Origin of the sequence: Mesorhizobium sp. YC-39 (genome assembly GCF_025753795.1) — a bacterium.
Lineage (GTDB): Bacteria > Pseudomonadota > Alphaproteobacteria > Rhizobiales > Rhizobiaceae > Mesorhizobium.
Genome location: NZ_JAOWPS010000001.1, coordinates 142939 through 161665 on the forward strand (window position 1 = coordinate 142939; position 18727 = coordinate 161665).

Annotated in this window: 19 protein-coding genes and 2 pseudogenes; 10 read left to right on the plus strand and 11 right to left on the minus strand. The window is 63.0% G+C overall.

Annotation, left to right across the window (positions count from 1 at the left end; genetic code table 11):
- Nucleotides 1-67: 67 nt before the first annotated feature.
- Nucleotides 68-445 carry a DUF1850 domain-containing protein gene (locus tag OHD62_RS00730; protein ID WP_263780285.1) on the plus strand — a complete coding sequence of 126 codons (378 nt, stop codon included), beginning with the start codon at nt 68-70 and terminating at the stop codon, nt 443-445.
- Between the two features lie 44 nt (nt 446-489).
- Here the strand turns inward: OHD62_RS00730 and OHD62_RS00735 are convergent.
- From OHD62_RS00735 to OHD62_RS00745, 3 genes and pseudogenes are all read right to left on the minus strand, one after another.
- Nucleotides 490-2085, minus strand: a pseudogene (locus tag OHD62_RS00735) (DUF4166 domain-containing protein); the annotation flags it as partial.
- 60 nt (nt 2086-2145) lie between these two features.
- Nucleotides 2146-2595, minus strand: coding sequence for a thiol-disulfide oxidoreductase DCC family protein (locus tag OHD62_RS00740; protein ID WP_263780286.1), 450 nt, complete (start codon nt 2593-2595; stop codon nt 2146-2148).
- Nucleotides 2596-2774: 179 nt separating this feature from the next.
- Entirely contained in the window at nt 2775-2921 is a 147-nt protein-coding gene (locus OHD62_RS00745; RefSeq protein WP_097576576.1) for a hypothetical protein, read from the minus strand.
- A 404-nt stretch (nt 2922-3325) separates the two neighbouring features.
- Here OHD62_RS00745 and OHD62_RS00750 point away from each other — a divergent pair, with 404 nt between their 5' ends.
- The 3 genes from OHD62_RS00750 to ligD all read left to right on the plus strand — a co-directional run bounded on the left by OHD62_RS00750 (nt 3326) and on the right by ligD (nt 7324).
- Nucleotides 3326-3832 (plus strand): ferritin-like domain-containing protein, encoded by a 507-nt coding sequence (locus OHD62_RS00750; RefSeq protein ID WP_263780287.1) that lies wholly within the window; start codon nt 3326-3328, stop codon nt 3830-3832.
- A 117-nt stretch (nt 3833-3949) separates the two neighbouring features.
- Nucleotides 3950-4813: a Ku protein gene (locus tag OHD62_RS00755; protein WP_263780288.1), complete on the plus strand. Its 864-nt coding sequence runs from the start codon at nt 3950-3952 to the stop codon at nt 4811-4813.
- Between the two features lie 9 nt (nt 4814-4822).
- Nucleotides 4823-7324, plus strand: coding sequence for a DNA ligase D (ligD, locus tag OHD62_RS00760; RefSeq protein ID WP_263780289.1), 2502 nt, complete (start codon nt 4823-4825; stop codon nt 7322-7324).
- 27 nt (nt 7325-7351) lie between these two features.
- Here the strand turns inward: ligD and OHD62_RS00765 are convergent, their stop codons facing one another.
- On the minus strand, nt 7352-8026 hold the full coding sequence (locus OHD62_RS00765) for an ArsR/SmtB family transcription factor (RefSeq protein WP_263780290.1): 675 nt from the start codon (nt 8024-8026) through the stop codon (nt 7352-7354).
- A 68-nt stretch (nt 8027-8094) separates the two neighbouring features.
- On the opposite strand from OHD62_RS00765, the gene OHD62_RS00770 reads away from it, so the two are divergent.
- From OHD62_RS00770 to OHD62_RS00780, 3 genes are all read left to right on the plus strand, one after another.
- Nucleotides 8095-8307 carry a DUF1127 domain-containing protein gene (locus tag OHD62_RS00770; RefSeq protein WP_263780291.1) on the plus strand — a complete coding sequence of 71 codons (213 nt, stop codon included), beginning with the start codon at nt 8095-8097 and terminating at the stop codon, nt 8305-8307.
- Nucleotides 8308-8402: 95 nt separating this feature from the next.
- Nucleotides 8403-8735 (plus strand): NIPSNAP family protein, encoded by a 333-nt coding sequence (locus tag OHD62_RS00775; RefSeq protein WP_263780292.1) that lies wholly within the window; start codon nt 8403-8405, stop codon nt 8733-8735.
- Complete coding sequence (locus OHD62_RS00780; RefSeq protein WP_263780293.1) at nt 8732-9076, plus strand: antibiotic biosynthesis monooxygenase family protein; 345 nt, start codon at nt 8732-8734, stop codon at nt 9074-9076. The genes OHD62_RS00775 and OHD62_RS00780 overlap by 4 nt, the downstream gene beginning before the upstream one ends.
- Before the next feature lie 6 nt (nt 9077-9082).
- Here the strand turns inward: OHD62_RS00780 and mbfA are convergent, their stop codons facing one another.
- On the minus strand, nt 9083-10066 hold the full coding sequence (gene mbfA / locus OHD62_RS00785; RefSeq protein ID WP_263780294.1) for an iron exporter MbfA: 984 nt from the start codon (nt 10064-10066) through the stop codon (nt 9083-9085).
- A 178-nt stretch (nt 10067-10244) separates the two neighbouring features.
- On the opposite strand from mbfA, the gene OHD62_RS00790 reads away from it, so the two are divergent.
- Together OHD62_RS00790 and OHD62_RS00795 are read left to right on the plus strand one after the other, a co-directional pair.
- Complete coding sequence (locus tag OHD62_RS00790) at nt 10245-10562, plus strand: hypothetical protein (protein WP_263780296.1); 318 nt, start codon at nt 10245-10247, stop codon at nt 10560-10562.
- 317 nt (nt 10563-10879) lie between these two features.
- Nucleotides 10880-11863 (plus strand): threonine/serine dehydratase, encoded by a 984-nt coding sequence (locus OHD62_RS00795; RefSeq protein WP_263780297.1) that lies wholly within the window; start codon nt 10880-10882, stop codon nt 11861-11863.
- A gap of 103 nt (nt 11864-11966) precedes the next feature.
- Here OHD62_RS00795 and OHD62_RS00800 read toward each other — a convergent pair whose 3' ends face one another.
- Nucleotides 11967-14132: an adenylate/guanylate cyclase domain-containing protein gene (locus tag OHD62_RS00800; protein ID WP_263780298.1), complete on the minus strand. Its 2166-nt coding sequence runs from the start codon at nt 14130-14132 to the stop codon at nt 11967-11969.
- Nucleotides 14133-14328: 196 nt separating this feature from the next.
- On the opposite strand from OHD62_RS00800, the pseudogene OHD62_RS00805 reads away from it, so the two are divergent.
- Nucleotides 14329-14487, plus strand: a pseudogene (locus OHD62_RS00805) (pyridoxal-5'-phosphate-dependent protein); the annotation flags it as partial.
- Between the two features lie 160 nt (nt 14488-14647).
- On the opposite strand, the gene OHD62_RS00810 reads toward OHD62_RS00805, so the two are convergent.
- The 5 genes from OHD62_RS00810 to OHD62_RS00830 all read right to left on the minus strand — a co-directional run bounded on the left by OHD62_RS00810 (nt 14648) and on the right by OHD62_RS00830 (nt 18699).
- Nucleotides 14648-14866, minus strand: a complete 219-nt coding sequence (locus OHD62_RS00810; RefSeq protein ID WP_263780300.1) for a hypothetical protein — start codon at nt 14864-14866, stop codon at nt 14648-14650.
- 116 nt (nt 14867-14982) lie between these two features.
- A complete protein-coding gene (locus OHD62_RS00815) occupies nt 14983-16119 on the minus strand; it encodes an ABC transporter permease (RefSeq protein WP_263780302.1) in 1137 nt (378 codons plus the stop codon).
- Nucleotides 16116-17051, minus strand: a complete 936-nt coding sequence (locus OHD62_RS00820; RefSeq protein ID WP_263780303.1) for an ABC transporter ATP-binding protein — start codon at nt 17049-17051, stop codon at nt 16116-16118. The genes OHD62_RS00815 and OHD62_RS00820 overlap by 4 nt, the downstream gene beginning before the upstream one ends.
- Complete coding sequence (locus OHD62_RS00825) at nt 17048-18001, minus strand: HlyD family secretion protein (RefSeq protein ID WP_263780304.1); 954 nt, start codon at nt 17999-18001, stop codon at nt 17048-17050. Before OHD62_RS00825 ends, OHD62_RS00820 begins: the two co-directional genes overlap by 4 nt.
- Nucleotides 17998-18699, minus strand: a complete 702-nt coding sequence (locus tag OHD62_RS00830; RefSeq protein WP_263780306.1) for a CerR family C-terminal domain-containing protein — start codon at nt 18697-18699, stop codon at nt 17998-18000. The genes OHD62_RS00825 and OHD62_RS00830 overlap by 4 nt, the downstream gene beginning before the upstream one ends.
- Between the last annotated feature and the right edge of the window lie 28 nt (nt 18700-18727).

The following is an 18727-nucleotide window of genomic DNA, read 5'->3' on the forward strand; positions in this document are numbered from 1 at the left end:
CAGCGCCAGCAAAAAGTGGAACCCGGTTTTCGGAAAAGATCATGCTCAAACAAAAAAATAGTACGGCATGAGCTTGTGCATCCTTGCCGCCAGCAAGACGGTGACGCTGGCTGTCACCGCCTTCACCCTGTCCTGGACGCATTCGGTGGAAAGGACGCGCTGGCAGGAGGACTGGAGCGTGCTGCCGTCCGGCCTGCAGGTCGTCGAGGCGCGGGTCAAGGGATCGGGCGCCGGCATGGAACCGCCCGAGGGCGCGGTTCTGCGGGACGGCTGGTGGGTCTATATGCCCCCGATCAAGCCTCAGCCGCGCCTCGTGCTCGCCGCATCCGGCGCCACCGGCGAAGGCTGGACACTGTGCACGGTTGAAGACTGCCGCGAACTGGGCAAGGCGGCAGGCGGCACGATCGTGCTGGAACCGTGCGAGGGTTCGAGCCAGCCGCGATAGCGCACGATCAATCCGGTGAGCGGATGCGAGATCTCGACATGGAAGCGGAAGCGGCCGTTTTCCACGCTCTCAAAAGATGTCGAGCGCGGGCAAAGCCACATCGGCAGCTTCAGGCCAAAAATGCTCCAGCGGCGCAGCACGAGCGACAGCCGGTTCTCCTCGGCGACCAGCGCCATGGCGAAGGTCAGCGGGCCGAAACGTTCGCACAGCAACCGCTCGGATCGGCCGCGTCCGGCGAACTGGCGGCTGGAGAAACCCTGCCCGCCGAATGTCCGCGTCCAGGTTTCTTCGTTTTCGTTGGCGTGGAAGCGGACATCGACCGGGATGTCGTCACGGGCCTTCGGGAACCCGACCAGCCAGGCTGCAAGCCGGCCAAGCATATTGCCTCCGCGCTCGACGCTGGCGCGTCCTTGCGCCGTGGTTATGCCATCGTGCATGGCGCGGATCTGCTTGGGCAGGTTTTGCCAGGCGTCGCCGAGCAAGGCGACATAGAGCGGTTTGTCCGCATCGGCGGTATCGTGCCTGAAGCCGGTATGGATCGTCCGGCTGGCGAACAGCGCTTCATAGTCCTCGAGTTCCAAGTCGCGCACGGCCGCCCGCGCTCCTGGCGCAGGCATATGTCCGTCCAGCGCCTTGCGCATCAGCGCCTCGACCGCCATCGACGGGATCAGCGGCCCGTCATTGCCTTCCGCCAGCAGATGCCATGAGCGCCTGACCGGCGTCCGCGACCGATCCACGCCTTCCACCGCGACAAACATGCCGCCGCGATGCTCGCCCCAGCGCAGCCGGTTGCTCGCCCAGTGCATGAGCGAAGCCAAGGGCAAGAGCGAGCGGACCAGGCCGGCGCGCACGAGCCAGGCGAGACCGATCAGGGCGCGGTGAAGTATTTCGGGAACTGGCCCGGCGCCCATCCAGATCGTCTGTGCCCGCGGCCAGAGATCGGCGAGCGCCCGCAGGTCCGGCACGTCGACGAGCGAGAACAGCGTGCTCCTCAGCGGCAGGCGGCCGGGCGGCGCGATCGTGTAACGCATCTGTTCGGTGAACGGATGGCCTTGCGACGGTTCGCCGTCGCGTGCGAGCTGCACTGGTTGTCCGGCATAGCCGGCAATGGCACGGATGACGTTTTCGCCGACCCCGGCAAAGGGCGACGGCGCGATGCCGCCACGAATGGTCTCGACCCGCGCCATATCAAGAGATAGCCGGCGCACCGCCGCTGCCGTCAGCACCGGAAAGCTGGAAGCTCCGGACAGCACGAAAAGACCGGTCTCGCGCGCGGCCGCGTCGAATGCAGAAACGCCGGCGACGAAATCCGACCCGTCGGCGAGATCGAGATAGTTGACGCCCTGGGCGATGCAGGCCTCGATAACGCGGTAGCGCCCCTCGCCATAGGCCTGGAACGGACCGCTGGCGTCGACCAGCGTGTCGGGGCGCAATGAGGCCAGTTGCCCCGCAAGATCGCCGTCGCGGTCGAACAGTGCCGCCACGAGCCGCGCCTCGGCGCCGTGGCGGCTGCCGCAATAGGCATCGGCTTTGGCAAGCGAGCGGCCGGCGATGATGAGCGTCAGGCGCGGTTGGTTCTCCAGCAGTTCAACGATGCGGCCACCAAAGGTGCCGTAGCCGCCGACGATGAGAACCTTCATCGGCTGCTCTCCCAAGCGCTGCCGCCTCGGGTAGCGCAGAAGCTTCCCAGGAGCCTTCGCTTAGCCAATCAGCCGTCCTCTCAGCTCGGCCGAAGGAATCTCGCAGCTGTCCTTCCGGCCGAACAGGGCATAGCGGTTTTTGGCGATGCGATCGTAGAGCCAGCCGCGCAGCGGCCGCGGCAGGATGAGCAGCACTCTCGCCGCCCGCCACGGCCAGCCCAGCTCGGCCATGACGGCAACGAAACTCTCCAGCCGCGTGAAGGCGGCGCCGTTGATGAGGACCAGATTGGTCTCGTAGCTGTCCGTCCGCAGCCCATGTTTTTTGAACAGCGCCTCGCCGAGCGGCGACTGCGCCGTGGCGAAACGGAAGCGGCGCTTGCGGTCGAGCCTGACCACCATGCGCACGAAGCCCGAGCACAGCACGCAGACGCCGTCGAATACGATTAGCGGATGGGTTGCATCGAAGGAAGGCGTTTCAGGAGGATGGTTCGGCTTTGCGAGCTTGGTCACGTGCGCCCCGGCTGCTTGTGCGTGATAACACTAAGCCAGCCGGTGGCTGCATCAAAGCCCAGCTATTGTCGCACGCCGTCTGTCGGCCAGCGCGGGGCGCTCAGCGCGGTAGGTGGTTGCGCGATGGTTCGCTGCCGGCCTGCAGATCCGGCTATCGTGACGGCTTTCGAGCGTCATCATCAGTGCGCGCTGATGCCAAGCGAGTTGCCACGACGTGCGCAAGCCGGGCCGGGGCCGCGCATGTAATAGCGCTCCGGCCGGTAGGTTGGCGCGACGAATTCGCGGATGGCGGCGGCATAGCCGATAAGGTGCGTCAAGAAGTTCATTTTACCTGTCCCTGTCCCGATTTCGGATGTCCCTTCCGAATTGCGGGCATCATAGCGTCGAGGCGTGAATAGTCGGTGAACGTGATGTTAATTTCTGGTCCGAAATGCCTTGGTTCGTGGCCGGAATGCGGCTGATTCGGGGTCTTTCCATGCGGTTTGTCGACATTCCGCCCACTGTGACTTTTGCATCACATATGTTTCGTTTGGATGTCGCCTAAGCGCGGTTCTGTTTCAACCCTCGTCCGCTTCGCGAAATTTCCGTGCGTGGGCAGGGAAAGCAGGAACCCCTCCGGCATCGGCACGTTGACCGGATAAGCCGGAACGAACCGGCCCCGCAGGCAGCGGCTTCCTACCGGAGCTGCCACCGGACTTCACACAGCAAGAGCAATGGAAGGCAAAAGGCCATGGGCTTCTTTTCGAAAGACATCAAGACGCTGGACGACCTGTTCGTGCACACGCTGCGCGACATCTACTATGCAGAAAAGCAGATCGAGAAATCCTTGCCGAAGATGGTCGACAAGGCGACTGATCCCCAATTGAAAGCAGGTTTCGAGAAGCATCTCGAGCAGACGAAGGGCCATATCGAGCGCGTCGAGCAGGTCTTCGAGCTGCATGGCGTGAAGGCCAAGACAGTCAGATGCCCGGCCATTGATGGCATTCTCGAGGAAGCCGACGAAGTCAGCGGCGACATTGACGACAAGGAGGTTCTCGACGCTGCCCTGATCGCCTCGGCGCAGGCCGTCGAGCACTATGAGATGACCCGCTATGGCACGCTGATCGCCTGGGCCAAGCAGCTTGGCCGCAGCGACTGCGCCAATGTGCTGGCCAAGAATTTGAAGGAGGAGCAGGCGACCGACCGCAAGCTCACCGAAATGGCGGAAAGCAAGATCAACCTGCAAGCTGCCGAATAGTGGATTGACGAGGCGAGGCCGGCGCCGAGAAGCGCCGGCCTCGCCTTTCGCGGTTGGGGAACCGGGATCGGGTGTCGCTCGTTCTCGGTTGAACCCACATCGCAGAGGGAGTTTGTCATGGCGCCGCGCCCGGCCTGGAAAGGCTATCTGAAGCTTTCACTGGTCACCTGCGCCATCGAACTGACCAATGTCGTCACCCATACCGAAAAGGTTTCCTTCCGCATCCTCAATCGCAAAACTGGCAATACGGTCAAACGCATCTATGTCGATGCCGAAACCGGCAAGCCACTGGAGGAGGGCGACGAGATCAAAGGCTATGAAGTCGAGGATGGCGAGTTCGTCCATGTCGAGGAGGACGAGATCGAGGCCGTGCAGATCGAATCCTCGCACACGATGAACCTCGACGGTTTCATCGAAAAGTCCTCGATCCAGCAGATCTATCTCGACACGCCCTATTATGTATCGCCGGCCGACAAGGTGTCTGAGGAGGCCTTTGCTGTCATCCGCGATGCCATGGCGGGCAAAAAGATGGCCGGGCTGGCGCGCATCGTGCTCTACAGCCGGGAACGCCCGGTGGTGATCGAGCCGCTGGGCAAGGGCATGGTGCTGACCACCCTGCGCTATGACAACACGGTGCGTCAGCCCGACAGCGTCTTTGGCGAGATCAAGACGACAAAGACCGACGGCGAGATGATCGATCTGGCCGAGCACATCATCGATAAGAAGCAGGCGAAATTCGATCCCTCGAAATTCGACGACAAATATGAGAATGCGCTGCTCGAACTGATCCGGGCCAAGAAGGCCGGCAAGAAGGCGCCGAAGGCCAAGGCAGCGCCGAAGCCGTCAAACGTGGTCAATCTGTTCGATGCCCTGAAGAAGAGCCTGTCGTCGGGCGAGGGCGCAAAGCCCCAGGCAAAAGCCAGATCGGAGGCCAAACGCGCCAAGCCGAAAGCTTCCGCCGCCAAGCGCAAATCGGCTTGAGGATGCAAGATGGCCAACCTCGAACAGTATAATTCCAAGCGCGATTTCAAGAAGACCACCGAACCGGCGGGCAGGGTCTCACGGGTCGGGAAAAAAGCCGGCGGCATCTTCGTCATCCAAAAACATGCCGCCACAAGGCTGCACTATGACCTTCGCCTCGAGCACGACGGCGTGCTGTGGAGCTGGGCGGTGACGCGCGGCCCGAGCCTTGATCCGCATGAAAAGCGGCTGGCCGTGCATGTCGAGGATCATCCGATCGACTATGCGCCTTTTGAAGGCACCATTCCCAAGGGCGAATATGGCGGCGGCACCGTCATCGTCTGGGACGAGGGCACCTGGGCGCCGGAGAGCGACCCGGCCAAGGCAATGAACAAGGGCCATATCAGCTTCGAGCTGAAAGGCCACAAACTGCATGGCTTCTGGCATCTGGTGCGGCTGAAGCCGCGCTCCGGCGAAAAGCGCGACAACTGGCTGCTGATCAAGTCCAGCGATGCCGCGGCACGCCCCGGCGAGGATATCCTTGAAGAGGCGCCGCAATCGGTAAGGTCGGGCTTGACGATCGAAGAGGTCGCGGAGGGCAAGACCGCCGACGGCAAGAAGCCGAAGGTCTGGCATTCCAACAAGCCGGCGGCCGGCAAAAAGGCCAAGGCAGCGAAGCGGCTCACCTTCATCGAGCCATGCCTCGCAACGCTGGAGAGGGATGCCCCCGCTGGTGAGGAATGGCTGCACGAGGTGAAGTTCGACGGCTATCGCATGCAGGCGCAGCTTGCCGGCACCGAGGTGCGGCTCTTGACCCGCACCGGTCTCGACTGGACCGAGAAATTCGGCGGCGAGATCGTCGCTGAACTCGGGCGACTGAAATGCTCGGACGCCATCATCGACGGCGAGATCGTCGTGCTCGCCGACAGCGGGGTTTCTTCCTTCGCGCTGCTCCAGGCGGATCTGTCGGCGCGCCGCACCAACCGCTTTCTCTACTACGTCTTCGACTTGATGCGGCTCGACGGTGAGGATCTGCGCGCCGAGCCGCTGGTCGAGCGCAAGCGGGCCTTGCAGGAATTGCTCGGCAAGCAGGCGGACAATGCGGCGGTGCGCTTCAGCGATCATTTCGCCGAACCCGGCAAGGTGATGCTGCAGCATGCCTGCCGCATGGGGCTGGAAGGCATCGTCTCCAAGCGCGCCGACGCGCCCTATCGCAGCGGCCGTGGCCTCACCTGGGTGAAGTCGAAATGCACCTTGCGCCAGGAATTCATCATCGGCGGCTATCTGCCGTCCGAAAAGACAGGACGCGGCCTGCGCTCGCTATTGGTAGGCTATCACGAGCGCGGCAAGCTGCACTATGCCGGCCGCGTCGGCACTGGCTTTTCGGTCAAAACCGCCGCGGATCTGAAGAAAAAGCTCGATGCGCTGAAGGCGACGGCCTCGCCGTTCGATGCGGCCGTGCCGAAGGGCAAGGGACTGGTGTGGGTAAAGCCGGAGTTGGTCGGCGAAGTGGAGTTCCGCAGCTGGACCTCCGACCGTATAATACGCCACGCCTCGTTCCAGGGATTGCGCGAGGACAAGCCGGCGGAGGAAGTCGTGCAGGAAAAGCCGAAAGCATCGACAGACAAGACAGCGGCCAAGGCAAAGCCCGCTGACCCGAAATCCACAGCGGCGGCGAAAACCGCCGTAAAACTCTCCCACCCGGACAAGCTTTTGTGGCCGGAAGAAAAAATATCGAAGCAGGATCTGCTCGATCACTACGCTCTGGTTTGGCCGCGCATGCAGCAATTCATTGTCAACCGGCCGCTCAGCCTGGTGCGGGCGCCGGACGGCATTGGCGGCCAGCGCTTCTTCCAGAAGCATGCATCGGCCGGCATGCATGACAAGATCGCCAGGATGAAGGATCCGACGGACGGCGAGGAAATATTGTTCATCCAAGATTTCGACGGCCTCGCTGCCCTGGTCCAGTACGGCGTGGTCGAGATCCACATCTGGGGCTGCACAACAGACGAACTGGAAAAGCCGGACCAGATCGTCTTCGACCTCGATCCCGACGAAGGCGTCGACGTCAAGGCGGTGCGCGCGGCCGCCCTCGATATCCACGGCCAGCTCGACGAGCTGTCGCTGCCCAATTTCGTCAAGACATCCGGCGGCAAGGGCTATCATGTCGTCGTGCCGCTGAAACCATCGGCGGATTGGGACGAGGTGAAAACCTTCGCCCATGATTTCGCCCGCGCGCTGGAGCAGGCAGCACCCGACCGCTACACGGCGACGCTGTCGAAGAAGGCGCGTACCGGAAAAATCTTCGTCGATTATTTGCGCAACGGCCGCGGCTCGACCACGGTCGCGCCCTATTCGTCGCGCGCCAAGAAGGGTGCAACGGTATCGATGCCGGTGACCTGGCCAGAGATCGAAAAGGGGCTGGCGCCGAACGCCTTCCCGATTGGCGACAAGACGACGCTGAAGCGGCTGGCTGAGGCGGACCCGTGGAAGGATTTCTTCAAGCAGGGGAAGGTGCTGAAGCGGGGGTAGCGTGCATGTGCGCAGCGCAGCGATCCATCACGCCAGGAACACCTTCTCGAACGCCTGCCTGCCCACCGGCGAAAACACCACCGCGCGGCTGTCCTTCTCGCGCCTTGCCCATTTCTCGGCGAGGATCTTGTCGAGAATGGCGGCCCCCAGCGTGCCGGCCAGATGCGAGCGCCGCACGCTCCAGTCGAGGCAGGCGCGACACACCGGCCGCCGCGGCTTGGCCGCCACATCAATGCCGATCGCTGCGAAATGTGAAGCGGCCGACGGGCCGAGCCTGATCTCCTTGTTCTCGCGCAAGAGAACCTTTTTGTCGACGAGGCGGTCCAGCATCGCCACCGCCTGTTCGCCGGCAAGGTGGTCGTAGCAGACCCGCGCCACGCGCATCGCCGCGTCGCGCGGTCCCGGCCGCACGCGCTGCGGTCCGACGGAAGCTGCAACGCCGGTGATGGCCTCGATCATGCCGGCCACCTGCGGTCCGGCGAGGCCGTAGTAGCGGTGCCGTCCCTGGCTCGCCAGCGTCAGCAATCCGCCCTCCATCAGTTTCGACAGATGCGAGCTTGCGGTCGGCAGTGATACGCCGGCCTCAAGCGCCAGTTCGCTCGCCGTCAGCGCCGTGCCACCCATCAGTGCGGAGAGCATGTTTGCCCGCGCCGGATCGCCGACCAGGCTGGCGATGCGGGCTATGTCGGGTCCTTCACGCATAGTTCGTTCATCATCGAAGCATTCCTGTCAGATAACCATTATTCTCCGGTCAGATCAAGGAGACGACGATGACCGCGAAAACCGCTTCAACCCCTGCCCCTATCGCTTGCCCGCCGTTCCCGTTCCTGCGCCGGCTGCGCTTGCGGCTCTTGGCGCGCTGGTACGATCGCCATCTGCAGCGCCTCGACCTCGCCGAGATCGACGACCACCTGCTGCGCGACCTTGGCCTGACACGAGAAGACGTGCGCCGCGAATGCGCGAAGTCCTTCTGGCAGGCATGATCGGCCAAGGGACTGCCTAGCACGCCGATCCACGGAACGTTTCGACCCTGATCGAACTGTCAATGCACACGACACCACTGCCAAAGGAGGCAAAGATGGCCATCACCTGTTTCATCCGCTACGAGATCGACCCGTTCGGCAAGGCAGCGTTCGAGGAATATGCCCGCAACTGGGGCCAGGCGATCCCGCGCTGCGGCGCCGACCTGATCGGCTATTTCGCGCCGCATGAAGGCTCGGCCACCACGGCCTATGCCGCCTACAATATCGAAAACCTCGCCGCCTACGAAGCCTATCGCGCGCGCCTTGCCGCCGATCCCGCCGGCAAGGCAAACTATGAATTCGCCCGGCGCGAGAAATTCATCCTGAAGGAGGATCGCATGTTCCTGAAATTGGCTTCCGGACCGCATGCTCCCCTGGTGAAAATATGATCGCCGTCATCTTCGAGGTCGAGCCGGCTGCAGGCAAGCGCGATGCCTATCTCGGCATCGCCGCCGAGCTGCGGCCGCTGCTCGACGGCATCGACGGCTTCATCTCGATCGAGCGCTTCCAGAGTCTTGTCGATCCGAACAAGATCCTGTCGCTGTCGTTCTGGCGCGACGAGGAGGCGGTGAAAGCCTGGCGCAACACCGAGGAGCACCGGCAGGCGCAAAAGGCTGGCCGTGGCGGTATCTTTGCCGGCTACCGCTTGCGCATCGCCCATGTCGTGCGCGACTACGGCCTGACCGAACGCGCCGAAGCGCCGGCGGACAGCCGGGCTCTGCATGGATAGGGTTCGCTACGCATTCCCGATCAGCACCCCCGCTGCGAACACCAGCGCGCCGCCCAGCACCACCTGGAAGGCGGCGCGCAGGAACGGTGTCTGCATGTAGCGGTTCTGCACGAAGGCGATGGTCCACAGTTCGAAGAACACCACCACTGCGGCAACAGCTGTCGCCGTCCAGAAATGCGGGATGAGATAGGGCAGCGCGTGGCCCAGCCCACCCAAAGTCGTCATGATGCCGACGGTCAGCCCGCGCTTCACCGGCGAGCCGCGGCCCGACAATTTGCCGTCGTCGGAAGCGACTTCGGTGAAACCCATGGAGATGCCGGCGCCGATCGAAGCGGCCAGCCCGACCAGAAGCGTCTGCCATGTATCATGCGTGGCAAACGCCGCGGCAAAGATTGGCGCCAGCGTTGACACCGACCCGTCCATCAGCCCGGCCAGTCCCGGCTGCACATAGGTCAGGATGAACTGGCGCTGCTCGGCGCTCGCCTCTTCGTCCTTGATCTCGCCCGGTACATGTTTCTGTTCCAGCTGATGCGCCGAGTTCTCATGGCCCTGTTCGGCGGCCGCCAGATCGTCGAGCAGTTTTCTGGTCGAGACATCGGTGGTGCGTTTGGCCGCCTCGACATAGAACAGATAGGCCTGCCGCTCCATTGCCTCGGCCTGCCGCCGCACGGCTGCGATGCCGAGCGGCCGGACAAGCCAGTCGGGCTTGCGCTCATAATAGCCCTTCACATGCTCGCGCCGGATCAAGGGGATACGCTCGCCGAAACGCTTGCGGTAGAGCTCGATCAGCGCATCGCGATGGCCGTCCTCCTCTTCCGCCATCGCCTCGAACACCTTGGCCGATTGCGGAAAGCTGTCCGCCAGCCCGTCGGCATAGCCACGGTAGATGCGCCCGTCATCCTCTTCCGACGAAATGGCGAGCGCCAGGATCTCTTGTTCCGACAGCGATTCAAAAGGACGGCGGCCAAAGCCGAAGACGCGGGAAAGCATGAGGAATTCACCCTAGTTTAGAATTATTCTAAACTAGGGTTTGCCGCGCCGTGGGTCAATCATGCATCTCGGCTAGAGGGTCAAAATTATTGACACCCGAATTCTTTCGCCGGCCCTTCACTATCAGCAAATGTTCACCTATATAGCTGGACCTAAGCCAAGAGAAAGGAAGCCACGGATGCCGGCAAAACAGCACCCACAATTCGACCCGAAACCCGTTCTCGACCTAATCGCCAGCATCGAGGCCGACCTGCAGCGCCTGAAAGGCCTGGTCGAGCAGCAGGTCGAGAAATTCGATCCCGCCAATCCGCACAACAAGACCCCCGACGGCAAGCTGACCGAGGAGGGTGCTGAATGCTGCTACCGCATGTTCGACGAAGGCAAGTCGCGCTATTCGGTCGCCCAGCAGATGAAGATCTCCTTCGCCGCCGCCACCCATCGCTTCAACACCTGGCGCAAGCTGGGTGGTGCCAAGCGGCCGACGCTTTTGGGGTGAGAAGTTTGGTTCGTCGCTAAAGCCAATCGCCGATCTCAGCGCTGCCCCTCATGCCCTGCCGGGCATTTCTCCCCGTGAACGGGGAGAAAGAAGCTGGCCGCAACGTCGGCACCGCTCCTGCGCCGGCGGCGATTGGCAAAATGGTCGACGAAAGCGCCCTTCTCCCCATTTACGGGGAGAAGATGGCGGCAGCCAGATGAGGGGCGGCGCTGTCCGGCGCAAGGACTCCCAAACATTGTAACGGTCACATTTTTTCAGTGGTGCGCGGCCTGGTTTTCCGTTCACCATGGGCCACCACATTTCCACAGGATCACTTCATGACCACCGCCACGCTCCCCGGCATCGCCGACATCCGCAGCGCCGCCGCGCGCCTCTCCGGCCTGATCGTCGAAACGCCGCTGATCGAATCGCCGGAGCTTAACAAGCGCTTTGGCGGCCGCATCCTGTTCAAGCCGGAGACATTGCAGCGCACCGGCTCGTTCAAGTTCCGCGGCGCCTATAACAAGCTGTCCTCACTCTCGGCTGAGGAACGCAGCCGCGGTGTCGTCGCCTTCTCCTCCGGCAATCATGCGCAAGGCGTCGCTGCCTCGGCTCAGATGTTCGGTGTCAAGGCGGTGATCGCCATGCCGGCCGACGCGCCGGCGATGAAAATCGGCAATGTCCGCAAGATGGGAGCGGAGGTGGTCCCATTCGACCGGTTCCGCGAAGATCGCGCGGCCGTCGTCCGACCCTACGTGGAAAAAGGCATGGTCCTGGTGCCGCCCTATGACGATCCGGCCATCATCGCCGGCCAGGGCACGATCGGCCTCGAACTGATGCATCAGGCAAAAGCGCTGGGTGTCAGCCTCGACGCGGTGGTCATCCCCTGCGGCGGCGGCGGCTTGAGCAGCGGCATTTCGATCGCCGTCAAGGATGCCTCGCCGGGCACTTCGGTGTGGGCGGTGGAACCCGAGTATTTCGACGACACAAGCCGCTCGCTGGTCAAGGGCGCCAGGGTCGCGAACGAGCCCGGCCACGCTTCGATCTGCGATGCCCTCCTCGTCGCCGAACCGGGCGCGCTGACCTTCGAGATCAACCGCAGGAATCTCGCCGGCGGCATTGCCGTCTCCGACGACGCGACGCGGCAGGCCATGCGCGACGCCATGGCCCATCTCAAGCTGGTGGTCGAGCCCGGCGGCTGCGTTGGCCTGGCGGCACTTGCGTCGGGCAAGATCGAGCTGACAGGCAAATGCGTCGCCGTGGTGCTATCGGGCGGCAATGTCGATTTCGGCGCCTATGCGGAGATCATGGCGGCGGCTTGAGCGGCAGGCGCCTCCGGCATCAAAAGCTTTTGCACACAGGAGCGCTCTGACGCCACGAGTGCGACGACCTAGACTAACATTAGCCGGCAGATCCCGGGTGGTTTTATTTGACGGTCGAAAACTCAAAACGATCGAAACGGAAGACTGCCGTATACTCGTTGCGTCGCTCCGGCGTCCCGGCAGGATTGCGGAAGATCGCGCCGCAGGTTGTCTGAATCTTCGGAATGGTGTCGCACAGGAAGTTCTCCTGCACCCAGCTGGTTCCCTTATCTATCCATGCGCCTCCCCCGCGCAGGTCACGACCGAGGATGAGCGACCTGATCTCCGAACCGGTAAGCCGGTCCTTCGCATCCAGATCGACCTCTTCCGGCAACTCCGGCAAACCGGCCTTGTCCAGGCCGTCCAGCAGACGCCCGATGTCAACCGGGTTCTTGAACACAAAGTACCTCTGCGTGACCAGCTGATTTGCCCCTCCATCCTTTCGTTCCAACATGACGTTCCTTAGCCTGTCACTATAGGCCGCGACCTGGTCGCTGCGCCCGAGATGTGCGTAGGCCGAAACCAACACCTGCAGGCCGTAGAATTTCGGCCATGGATCGGGCGATTGGAGATCGATCCTTTCAAGGTAGTCGACAGCTTCCTCGAAACGACCCTGGCCAAATTCAGCCAGCCCAGCCAGGTAGTGCCGATGGTCATTGCCGCCTGGGTCGACACGGTTGGCCGCGACGAGGTAGTCGCGCGCCTCGTTCGGCCTGCCATTGAAATTCAGGGCTTCTGCCAGCCCGACATAGTTCAGGGGATCGCTCGGGTCGAGCGCCACTGCCTTGAACATAACCGCGACTGCCTCGTCGGACCGGTGCTCGCGAACCAGCAAACTGGCGACGAGTTGATAGTAGGACGGCGAAGGATGCTTGGCCGCCTCCCCCAGGTACTTGTAGACGTTGTACAGCGCAATGATATCCGAAGAGGCTAAAGCTTTGACCCGCGGCCCGTCCATGTCCCAATAGGCCCATGCGAGCGAGGCTGCCGCCACGCCGAAATTCGGATCGAGTTCCAGCGCCTGCTGGAAAAACCTCACCGCCTGCGCAAACTCGTCTGGAGTATTGCGACGATTGTAGATTTCCATGCCCTGGAGGTAAGCTTCGTAGGCAGCAGGATTGCGCGTGCCGCCCGCGACATCTGCCTTGCCTTGGGCGCTGACGAGACGGAGCTTGAGCGCGCCTGCGATGCTGACGACGACCTTGTCCTGCAGCGCAAACACATCCGTCCACTGGCCGTCGAAACGTTCTGCCCAGAGATGACCGGTGGTCGAGCCGTCGATCAATTGCGCGTTGATACGCATGTCGTCGCCGACCCGACGTATCGAGCCCTCCAGTATGTACCGGACGCCAAGCGCTGCGGCGACCTCAGCGGGTTTAGTCTCCTTGTCCTTGTAGGTGGAAGCCGCGTTTCGCGATACGACGAACAGGCCGGGCACGCGTGCAAGTTCTGTGGTCAGGTCCTCGGTGAAACCGTCAGCCAGATAACCTTGCGCCTTGTCGTCGCTGAGATTGTCAAATGGAAGCACGACGAGGGATGGCCGGGTGTCGGCTTTCGCATTGGCCGTCAGAGCGGTGGGCCGAAGCGGTGGCTCCCACGGTCGCCACCACGCTGCTGCAAGGCCGACTGTAACAACAAGGACCCCAATAGCGACGGCCAGATTGCGCCTGAAGCGTGGGTGTCGATTGACAGCCATGGGCTTTCCCGCCACCGCGGGATCGAGCAGCACCCGGTACACCTGCACCGGTTCGGCGATGTTCTTCAGCTTCTGTTGGCCCATCGGCTCAAAGCCGAAAGCCAACTTCTTCTCAACCTCTTTTGCGACCTTTGCCGAGACACAGATGCCGCCAGGTTCCGCTAGTTGTTGGAGCCTGGCAGCGACGTTGACGCCCTCGCCATATCGGTCCTCGCCCTCGACAATCACCTCGCCGAGATTGATCCCGATCCTGACGCGTATCCGATGATCCTCGGAAACGGCGGCGTTGCGTTCCGCCAAGGCGTGCTGCAACGAAACGGCACATTCGACCGCGTCCCCGACGCTGCCGAATTCGGCCAGCAGTCCATCGCCCATCAGCTTGAAGATGTGGCCGTGATAGCGGGCAATCTCAGGCTCGAACAGTTCCTTGCGTCGAGCACGAAGGCGCTCGAACGTGCCGGCCTCGTCGCGTTCCATCTGGGCGGAATAGCCCACAACATCTGCAGCGAGAATGGCGGAAAGCTTACGATCCATCGATCTGGCCTGTCCTCCGTGGAGTATAGACCTGGTCATGCTGAAATGAAACGACCGACCTCTCCAGCGTCCGTCGCCGGTGTCTCGGGATCATCCAGCAAAAAGCCGTCGATGAAACGCGCAGTTTGCAGATGCGGGCGCATCGTTGGCACCGATCTTGCCATCGAGGATTATGGAACTGTCGCTTTGATGCTGAGCCATGGCCCATCTCAAGCTGGTGGTCGAGCCCGGCGGCTGCGTTGGCCTGGCGGCACTTGCGTCAGGCAAGATCGAGCTGACAGGCAAATGCGTCGCCGTGGTGCTATCGGGCGGCAATGTCGATTTCGCCGCCTATGCGGAAATCATGGCGGCGTAGGGTGAGGCCCGCCCCGGCAAGCCGGAGCGGGTGTAGTGAACATGCCAGCGACGGCGCCAGCTTATTTCGGCGGGATCACAGCTGCGGGAATCCGAACCAGTCCTCGTTGGGGAAATCGCACAGGCCGGAATAGCATTTGCAGTCCGGATCGACCCAGCCGTCATCCGGAAACGTGGTGGTGTTGACCCGTCGGCGCCTTCGGGCCGGGGTTGGGATTGACGCAATGCGGCGTGCCATACTTGCACAGGACCATGACGATGCCGTCCTGCGCGGCCGGCGCCGTGACCCGGCCAAGCGTCATGGCCGAAGCGTTGCTCATGCTGGAATAGCCGGCAGCCTGGGCCAGCATTGCGAGGCTGAAAATCAACGACTTTCTCATTTCATGTCTCCTTGAAAAAACAGCATTCTCAAAATCGGCGAGGTAATCCACCGCCAGCCGCCATTATCCATGGCTGGCCGCGCCCGGCATCTGCCGCGCGGGGGATGTGGGGAAAATCAGTCCAGCGTCCGCCTGAATCGCACCAGCGCGACGCCGGCAAACAATGCCACGAACACCACCAGCCAGCCGATTTCCGTCGCCACCGCCGGCAGTTCGGCGCCTTTCAGCATCACCGCGCGGATGATGCGCAGGAAATGCGTCAGCGGCAGGATCTCGCCAAAAACCTGCGCCCAGTCCGGCATACCGCGATAGGGGAACATGAAGCCGGACAACAGGATCGACGGCAGGAAGAAAAAGAAGGTGAGCTGCAGCGCCTGCATCTGCGTGCGTGCAATCGTCGAAATCGTATAACCGAGCAGCACCAGCGCCAGCACGAAGATGAAGACTGCGGTCAACAGCAGCGACATCGACCCGATGAAGGGTATGGCAAACAGCAGCTTCGCCGCCGCCAGCACCACCATGACCTGGACGGCGCCGACCGCCAGATAGGGCAGCACCTTGCCCAGCATGATTTCGAGCGGGCTGGACGGCATTGCCAAGAGGTTCTCCATCGTGCCGCGCTCGGTCTCGCGCGTCAGCGCGATCGAGGTCATCATCACCATCGTCATCTGCAGGATGACGCCGAGCAGGCCGGGTACGATGTTGTATTGCGAGATGCCTTCGGGATTGTAACGCCGGTGCACCACCACTTCGAGCTGGCCCCGGGCAGTCTCGGCGGCAGTCTCCTGCATGCCGCGCGCCCGCAGCAGCGCCTGATTGGCGACGGTGCCCAGCGTCGAAATAGCGCCGCTGGCCACGGCCGGATCGGTGGCATCAGCCTCGATCAGGATCTGCGGACTGTCGCCGCGCTCGACGCGGCGCGCAAAATCGGCGGGGATGGTGACGACGAAGGCGACATCGCCGCGCGCCATCAGGAACTCGGCCTCCTCGGCACTTTGCGCGACATGGTCGAACCGGTAGTAGCCGGTGGTCTGCAGTGCCGAGACCATGGCCCGCGTGTAGGGGTCGCTGCTCATCGCCACAAGCGCTGCCGGCAGGCTCTTCGGATCATTGTTGATGGCATAGCCGAACAGCACCAGCTGCATCAGCGGCACGCCCAGCATCATGGCGAAGGTGATGCGGTCGCGCCGCATCTGGATGAACTCCTTGATCAGCAGCGCGCCGAGCCGAGCGAAGGAGAACAAATCATTCATCCCTTGTTGTCCTTGGCCATATTGTCCTTCGAGCCGGACATGAACTGGATGAACACGTCCTCCAGGCTGGTCTCGCCGGGGCTCACCGTCACGCCCTTGTGCTCCTTCTCGACATCGGCGAGCGCGGCTTCAAGCTTCTTCCTGTCGGAGCCCACGACATGCAGCGTCGCGCCAAATGGCGCCACCTGGTCGACGCCGGGGCGGCCTTGAAGCGCAGTCGCGACCTGGTCGAGCTTTAGGCCCTGCAGGACAAAGGTGGTCAGCCCGGCATTTTTCACCACCTCGTCCACCGTGCCGGTGGCCAGCATCTTGCCATAGGAGATGTAGCTGATGCGGTGGCAGCGCTCGGCCTCGTCCATGTAGTGGGTCGAGACCAGCACGGTCAGCCCGCCGCTGGCCAGCCGATGGATCTCGTCCCAGAATTCGCGCCTGGCCTTCGGGTCGACACCCGCCGTCGGTTCGTCGAGCAACAGTAGTTTCGGCTTGTGCATGATGCAGGCGGCCAGCGCCAGCCGCTGCTTCCAGCCCCCGGACAGCGTGCCGGCCAACTGGTCCCGGCGCGACGTCAGGCCGAGGTCTTCCAGCGTCCTGGCGACATGTTCGCCGACCGGTTTCAGCCGGTAGAGCCGTGCCACGAATTCAAGATTCTCGCCGATCGTCAGATCCTCGTAGAACGAGAATTTCTGCGTCATGTAGCCGACTTCGCGCTTGATCCTCAGACTGTCGGTGCGGATGTTGAAGCCCAGCACCGTGCCTTCGCCCTCGTCGGGCGTCAGCAAGCCGCACATGATGCGGATCGTGGTGGTCTTGCCCGAACCGTTCGGGCCGAGGAAGCCGACGATCTCGCCCTCGGCCACCGTCATCGTCACGTGGTCGACAACGGTCTTGTCGCCGAAACGCTTGACCAGGCCATGCACGTCGATGACGTTCATTTTCCGATGTCCGCAAGATCGACATCGACGATCTGCCCGGGCTGCAGCGGACCGGCATCGCCCTCCGGCCTAGCCTCGACCAGATAGACCAGCTTCTGTCGGTTCTCGAGCGAGTAGATCACCGGCGGCGTGAATTCCGGGTCCGGCGAGACATAGCTGACCCGCGCCTTGAGATCCGGCCCGCAGCCGTCGCAATGGACGCCGAGCAGCGTGCCGACTTTCACCGACGAGAACGCGCTTTCCGGCACATAGACGCTGAGTTTCACCGCGCCGTCGGGCAGCATCGAGATGACCGGCGCCGTCGGGCCGGCCGTATCGCCGGGATTGCGGATCACATCGGTGACGCGGCCGGGCGAGGGCGCCGCCAGCACGCGCTTCGACAACCGCCACTTGGCCTGCTCCAGCGTCGATTGCGCTTGGCTGACCAGATTGTCGGCGGCCTTGATCGTCTCCGGCCGTGCCGGCAGGCCGCCAACGGCGAGATTGGCCTCAGCCTGGCCGACCTGCGCATTGGCCGTCTCCAGCGTGGCGGAAGCGGTATCGAAATCGGCCTGCGTGCCGGTGCCGCGCTTGAACAGGTCGCTGGCACGGCTGTATCTGCGCTTGGCGTCGGCGGCCTGGGCTCTCGCCATGTCGACCTGCGCTTTCAGCACCGCGATCTCTTCCGGCCGCTTGCCGACCTTGAGATCGGCGAGCTGCGCCTGCGCCTGGGCGAGTCCGGCTTCGGCCTGTGCGACAGCGATTTTGGCGTCGGCGCTCTCCAGCGTCACCACAGGGGTGCCCGGCGCGACGCGATCGCCGCGCTTCACCGCAACGGTCTCGACCTGCGCCACCTCGATCGGCGCCAGCAGCACATAGTCGCCCTCGACATAGCCGACGGCAAGCGGTGCGGCCGGGGCGCAGGCGCTGAAAAGCTGCGCGGCGAGCGGCAGGGAGCAGAGGAAGCTCATGGTCTACGATCCTTCCGGGCAGCCAATATGGCCTCAAGATTATCCGCCACCACCGCCGCCACCTTTGCGGCCTCGGCGTCGCCGATCTCGCGCCAGCCCATGCGGCGCATCACCGCCTCGCGGCCAATGCGGAAATAGATGACCTGGCCGATCAGTGTGAACACGGTGAGCCGGGTCGTCTCGCTCTCGGCCGCCTCGCCCGTCGCCTGTTCCCAGATCAGGCAGAGCCGGCGATGCGTCGGCTCGAACACGCCGTCATAGATGCGGTCGAGCGCCGCTGTCGGATGCGAAAGCTCGCGCAGTACGAATTGCACGATCTCGCCAGCTTCGGGCCTCGCCACGACGAAGGCCACCATCCGTTCCAGCGCGGCAAGGAGTTGTGCCCGGGCGGCTTCGGGGTCGCCCCCTTTGGAATCGCCCGCTTTGGAATCGCTTGGCGCCTGCGGATTGCCGATCGCCTGGCCGGCGATGGCCTGGATGGTCTCGACGATATAGTCGGCCGCAGCAGTGCGAAGGCCTTCCTTGCTGCCGAAATGATAGGCGATCGAGCCGATATTGGCCTTGGCCTCCGCCGCGATCTCGCGCGTCGAGGTGCCGTCATAGCCTTGCCGGCCGAACAGCTTCAGCGCCGCGCGCACGAGCGCGGTGCGCGTCATCTCGGCGGGGTCGCGGCGCGGGGCGTTCGGGGTCTTGCTCATGTCAAGTATTTAATCAATCGATTGATTA

Excerpts from the sequence above, each read along its gene's own strand:
- OHD62_RS00790 (WP_263780296.1), top strand. The coding sequence starts at position 10,245 with ATGCCGGCAAAACAGCACCCACAATTCGACCCGAAACCCGTTCTCGAC.
- OHD62_RS00775 (WP_263780292.1), top strand. The coding sequence starts at position 8,403 with ATGGCCATCACCTGTTTCATCCGCTACGAGATCGACCCGTTCGGCAAG.
- OHD62_RS00815 (WP_263780302.1), bottom strand. The coding sequence starts at position 16,119 with ATGAATGATTTGTTCTCCTTCGCTCGGCTCGGCGCGCTGCTGATCAAG.
- ligD (WP_263780289.1), top strand. The coding sequence starts at position 4,823 with ATGGCCAACCTCGAACAGTATAATTCCAAGCGCGATTTCAAGAAGACC.
- OHD62_RS00820 (WP_263780303.1), bottom strand. The coding sequence starts at position 17,051 with ATGAACGTCATCGACGTGCATGGCCTGGTCAAGCGTTTCGGCGACAAG.
- OHD62_RS00730 (WP_263780285.1), top strand. The coding sequence starts at position 68 with ATGAGCTTGTGCATCCTTGCCGCCAGCAAGACGGTGACGCTGGCTGTC.
- OHD62_RS00800 (WP_263780298.1), bottom strand. The coding sequence starts at position 14,132 with ATGGATCGTAAGCTTTCCGCCATTCTCGCTGCAGATGTTGTGGGCTAT.
- OHD62_RS00810 (WP_263780300.1), bottom strand. The coding sequence starts at position 14,866 with ATGAGAAAGTCGTTGATTTTCAGCCTCGCAATGCTGGCCCAGGCTGCC.
- OHD62_RS00825 (WP_263780304.1), bottom strand. The coding sequence starts at position 18,001 with ATGAGCTTCCTCTGCTCCCTGCCGCTCGCCGCGCAGCTTTTCAGCGCC.
- OHD62_RS00795 (WP_263780297.1), top strand. The coding sequence starts at position 10,880 with ATGACCACCGCCACGCTCCCCGGCATCGCCGACATCCGCAGCGCCGCC.
- OHD62_RS00745 (WP_097576576.1), bottom strand. The coding sequence starts at position 2,921 with ATGAACTTCTTGACGCACCTTATCGGCTATGCCGCCGCCATCCGCGAA.
- OHD62_RS00830 (WP_263780306.1), bottom strand. The coding sequence starts at position 18,699 with ATGAGCAAGACCCCGAACGCCCCGCGCCGCGACCCCGCCGAGATGACG.
- OHD62_RS00765 (WP_263780290.1), bottom strand. The coding sequence starts at position 8,026 with ATGCGTGAAGGACCCGACATAGCCCGCATCGCCAGCCTGGTCGGCGAT.
- OHD62_RS00770 (WP_263780291.1), top strand. The coding sequence starts at position 8,095 with ATGACCGCGAAAACCGCTTCAACCCCTGCCCCTATCGCTTGCCCGCCG.
- OHD62_RS00780 (WP_263780293.1), top strand. The coding sequence starts at position 8,732 with ATGATCGCCGTCATCTTCGAGGTCGAGCCGGCTGCAGGCAAGCGCGAT.
- OHD62_RS00755 (WP_263780288.1), top strand. The coding sequence starts at position 3,950 with ATGGCGCCGCGCCCGGCCTGGAAAGGCTATCTGAAGCTTTCACTGGTC.
- OHD62_RS00750 (WP_263780287.1), top strand. The coding sequence starts at position 3,326 with ATGGGCTTCTTTTCGAAAGACATCAAGACGCTGGACGACCTGTTCGTG.
- mbfA (WP_263780294.1), bottom strand. The coding sequence starts at position 10,066 with ATGCTTTCCCGCGTCTTCGGCTTTGGCCGCCGTCCTTTTGAATCGCTG.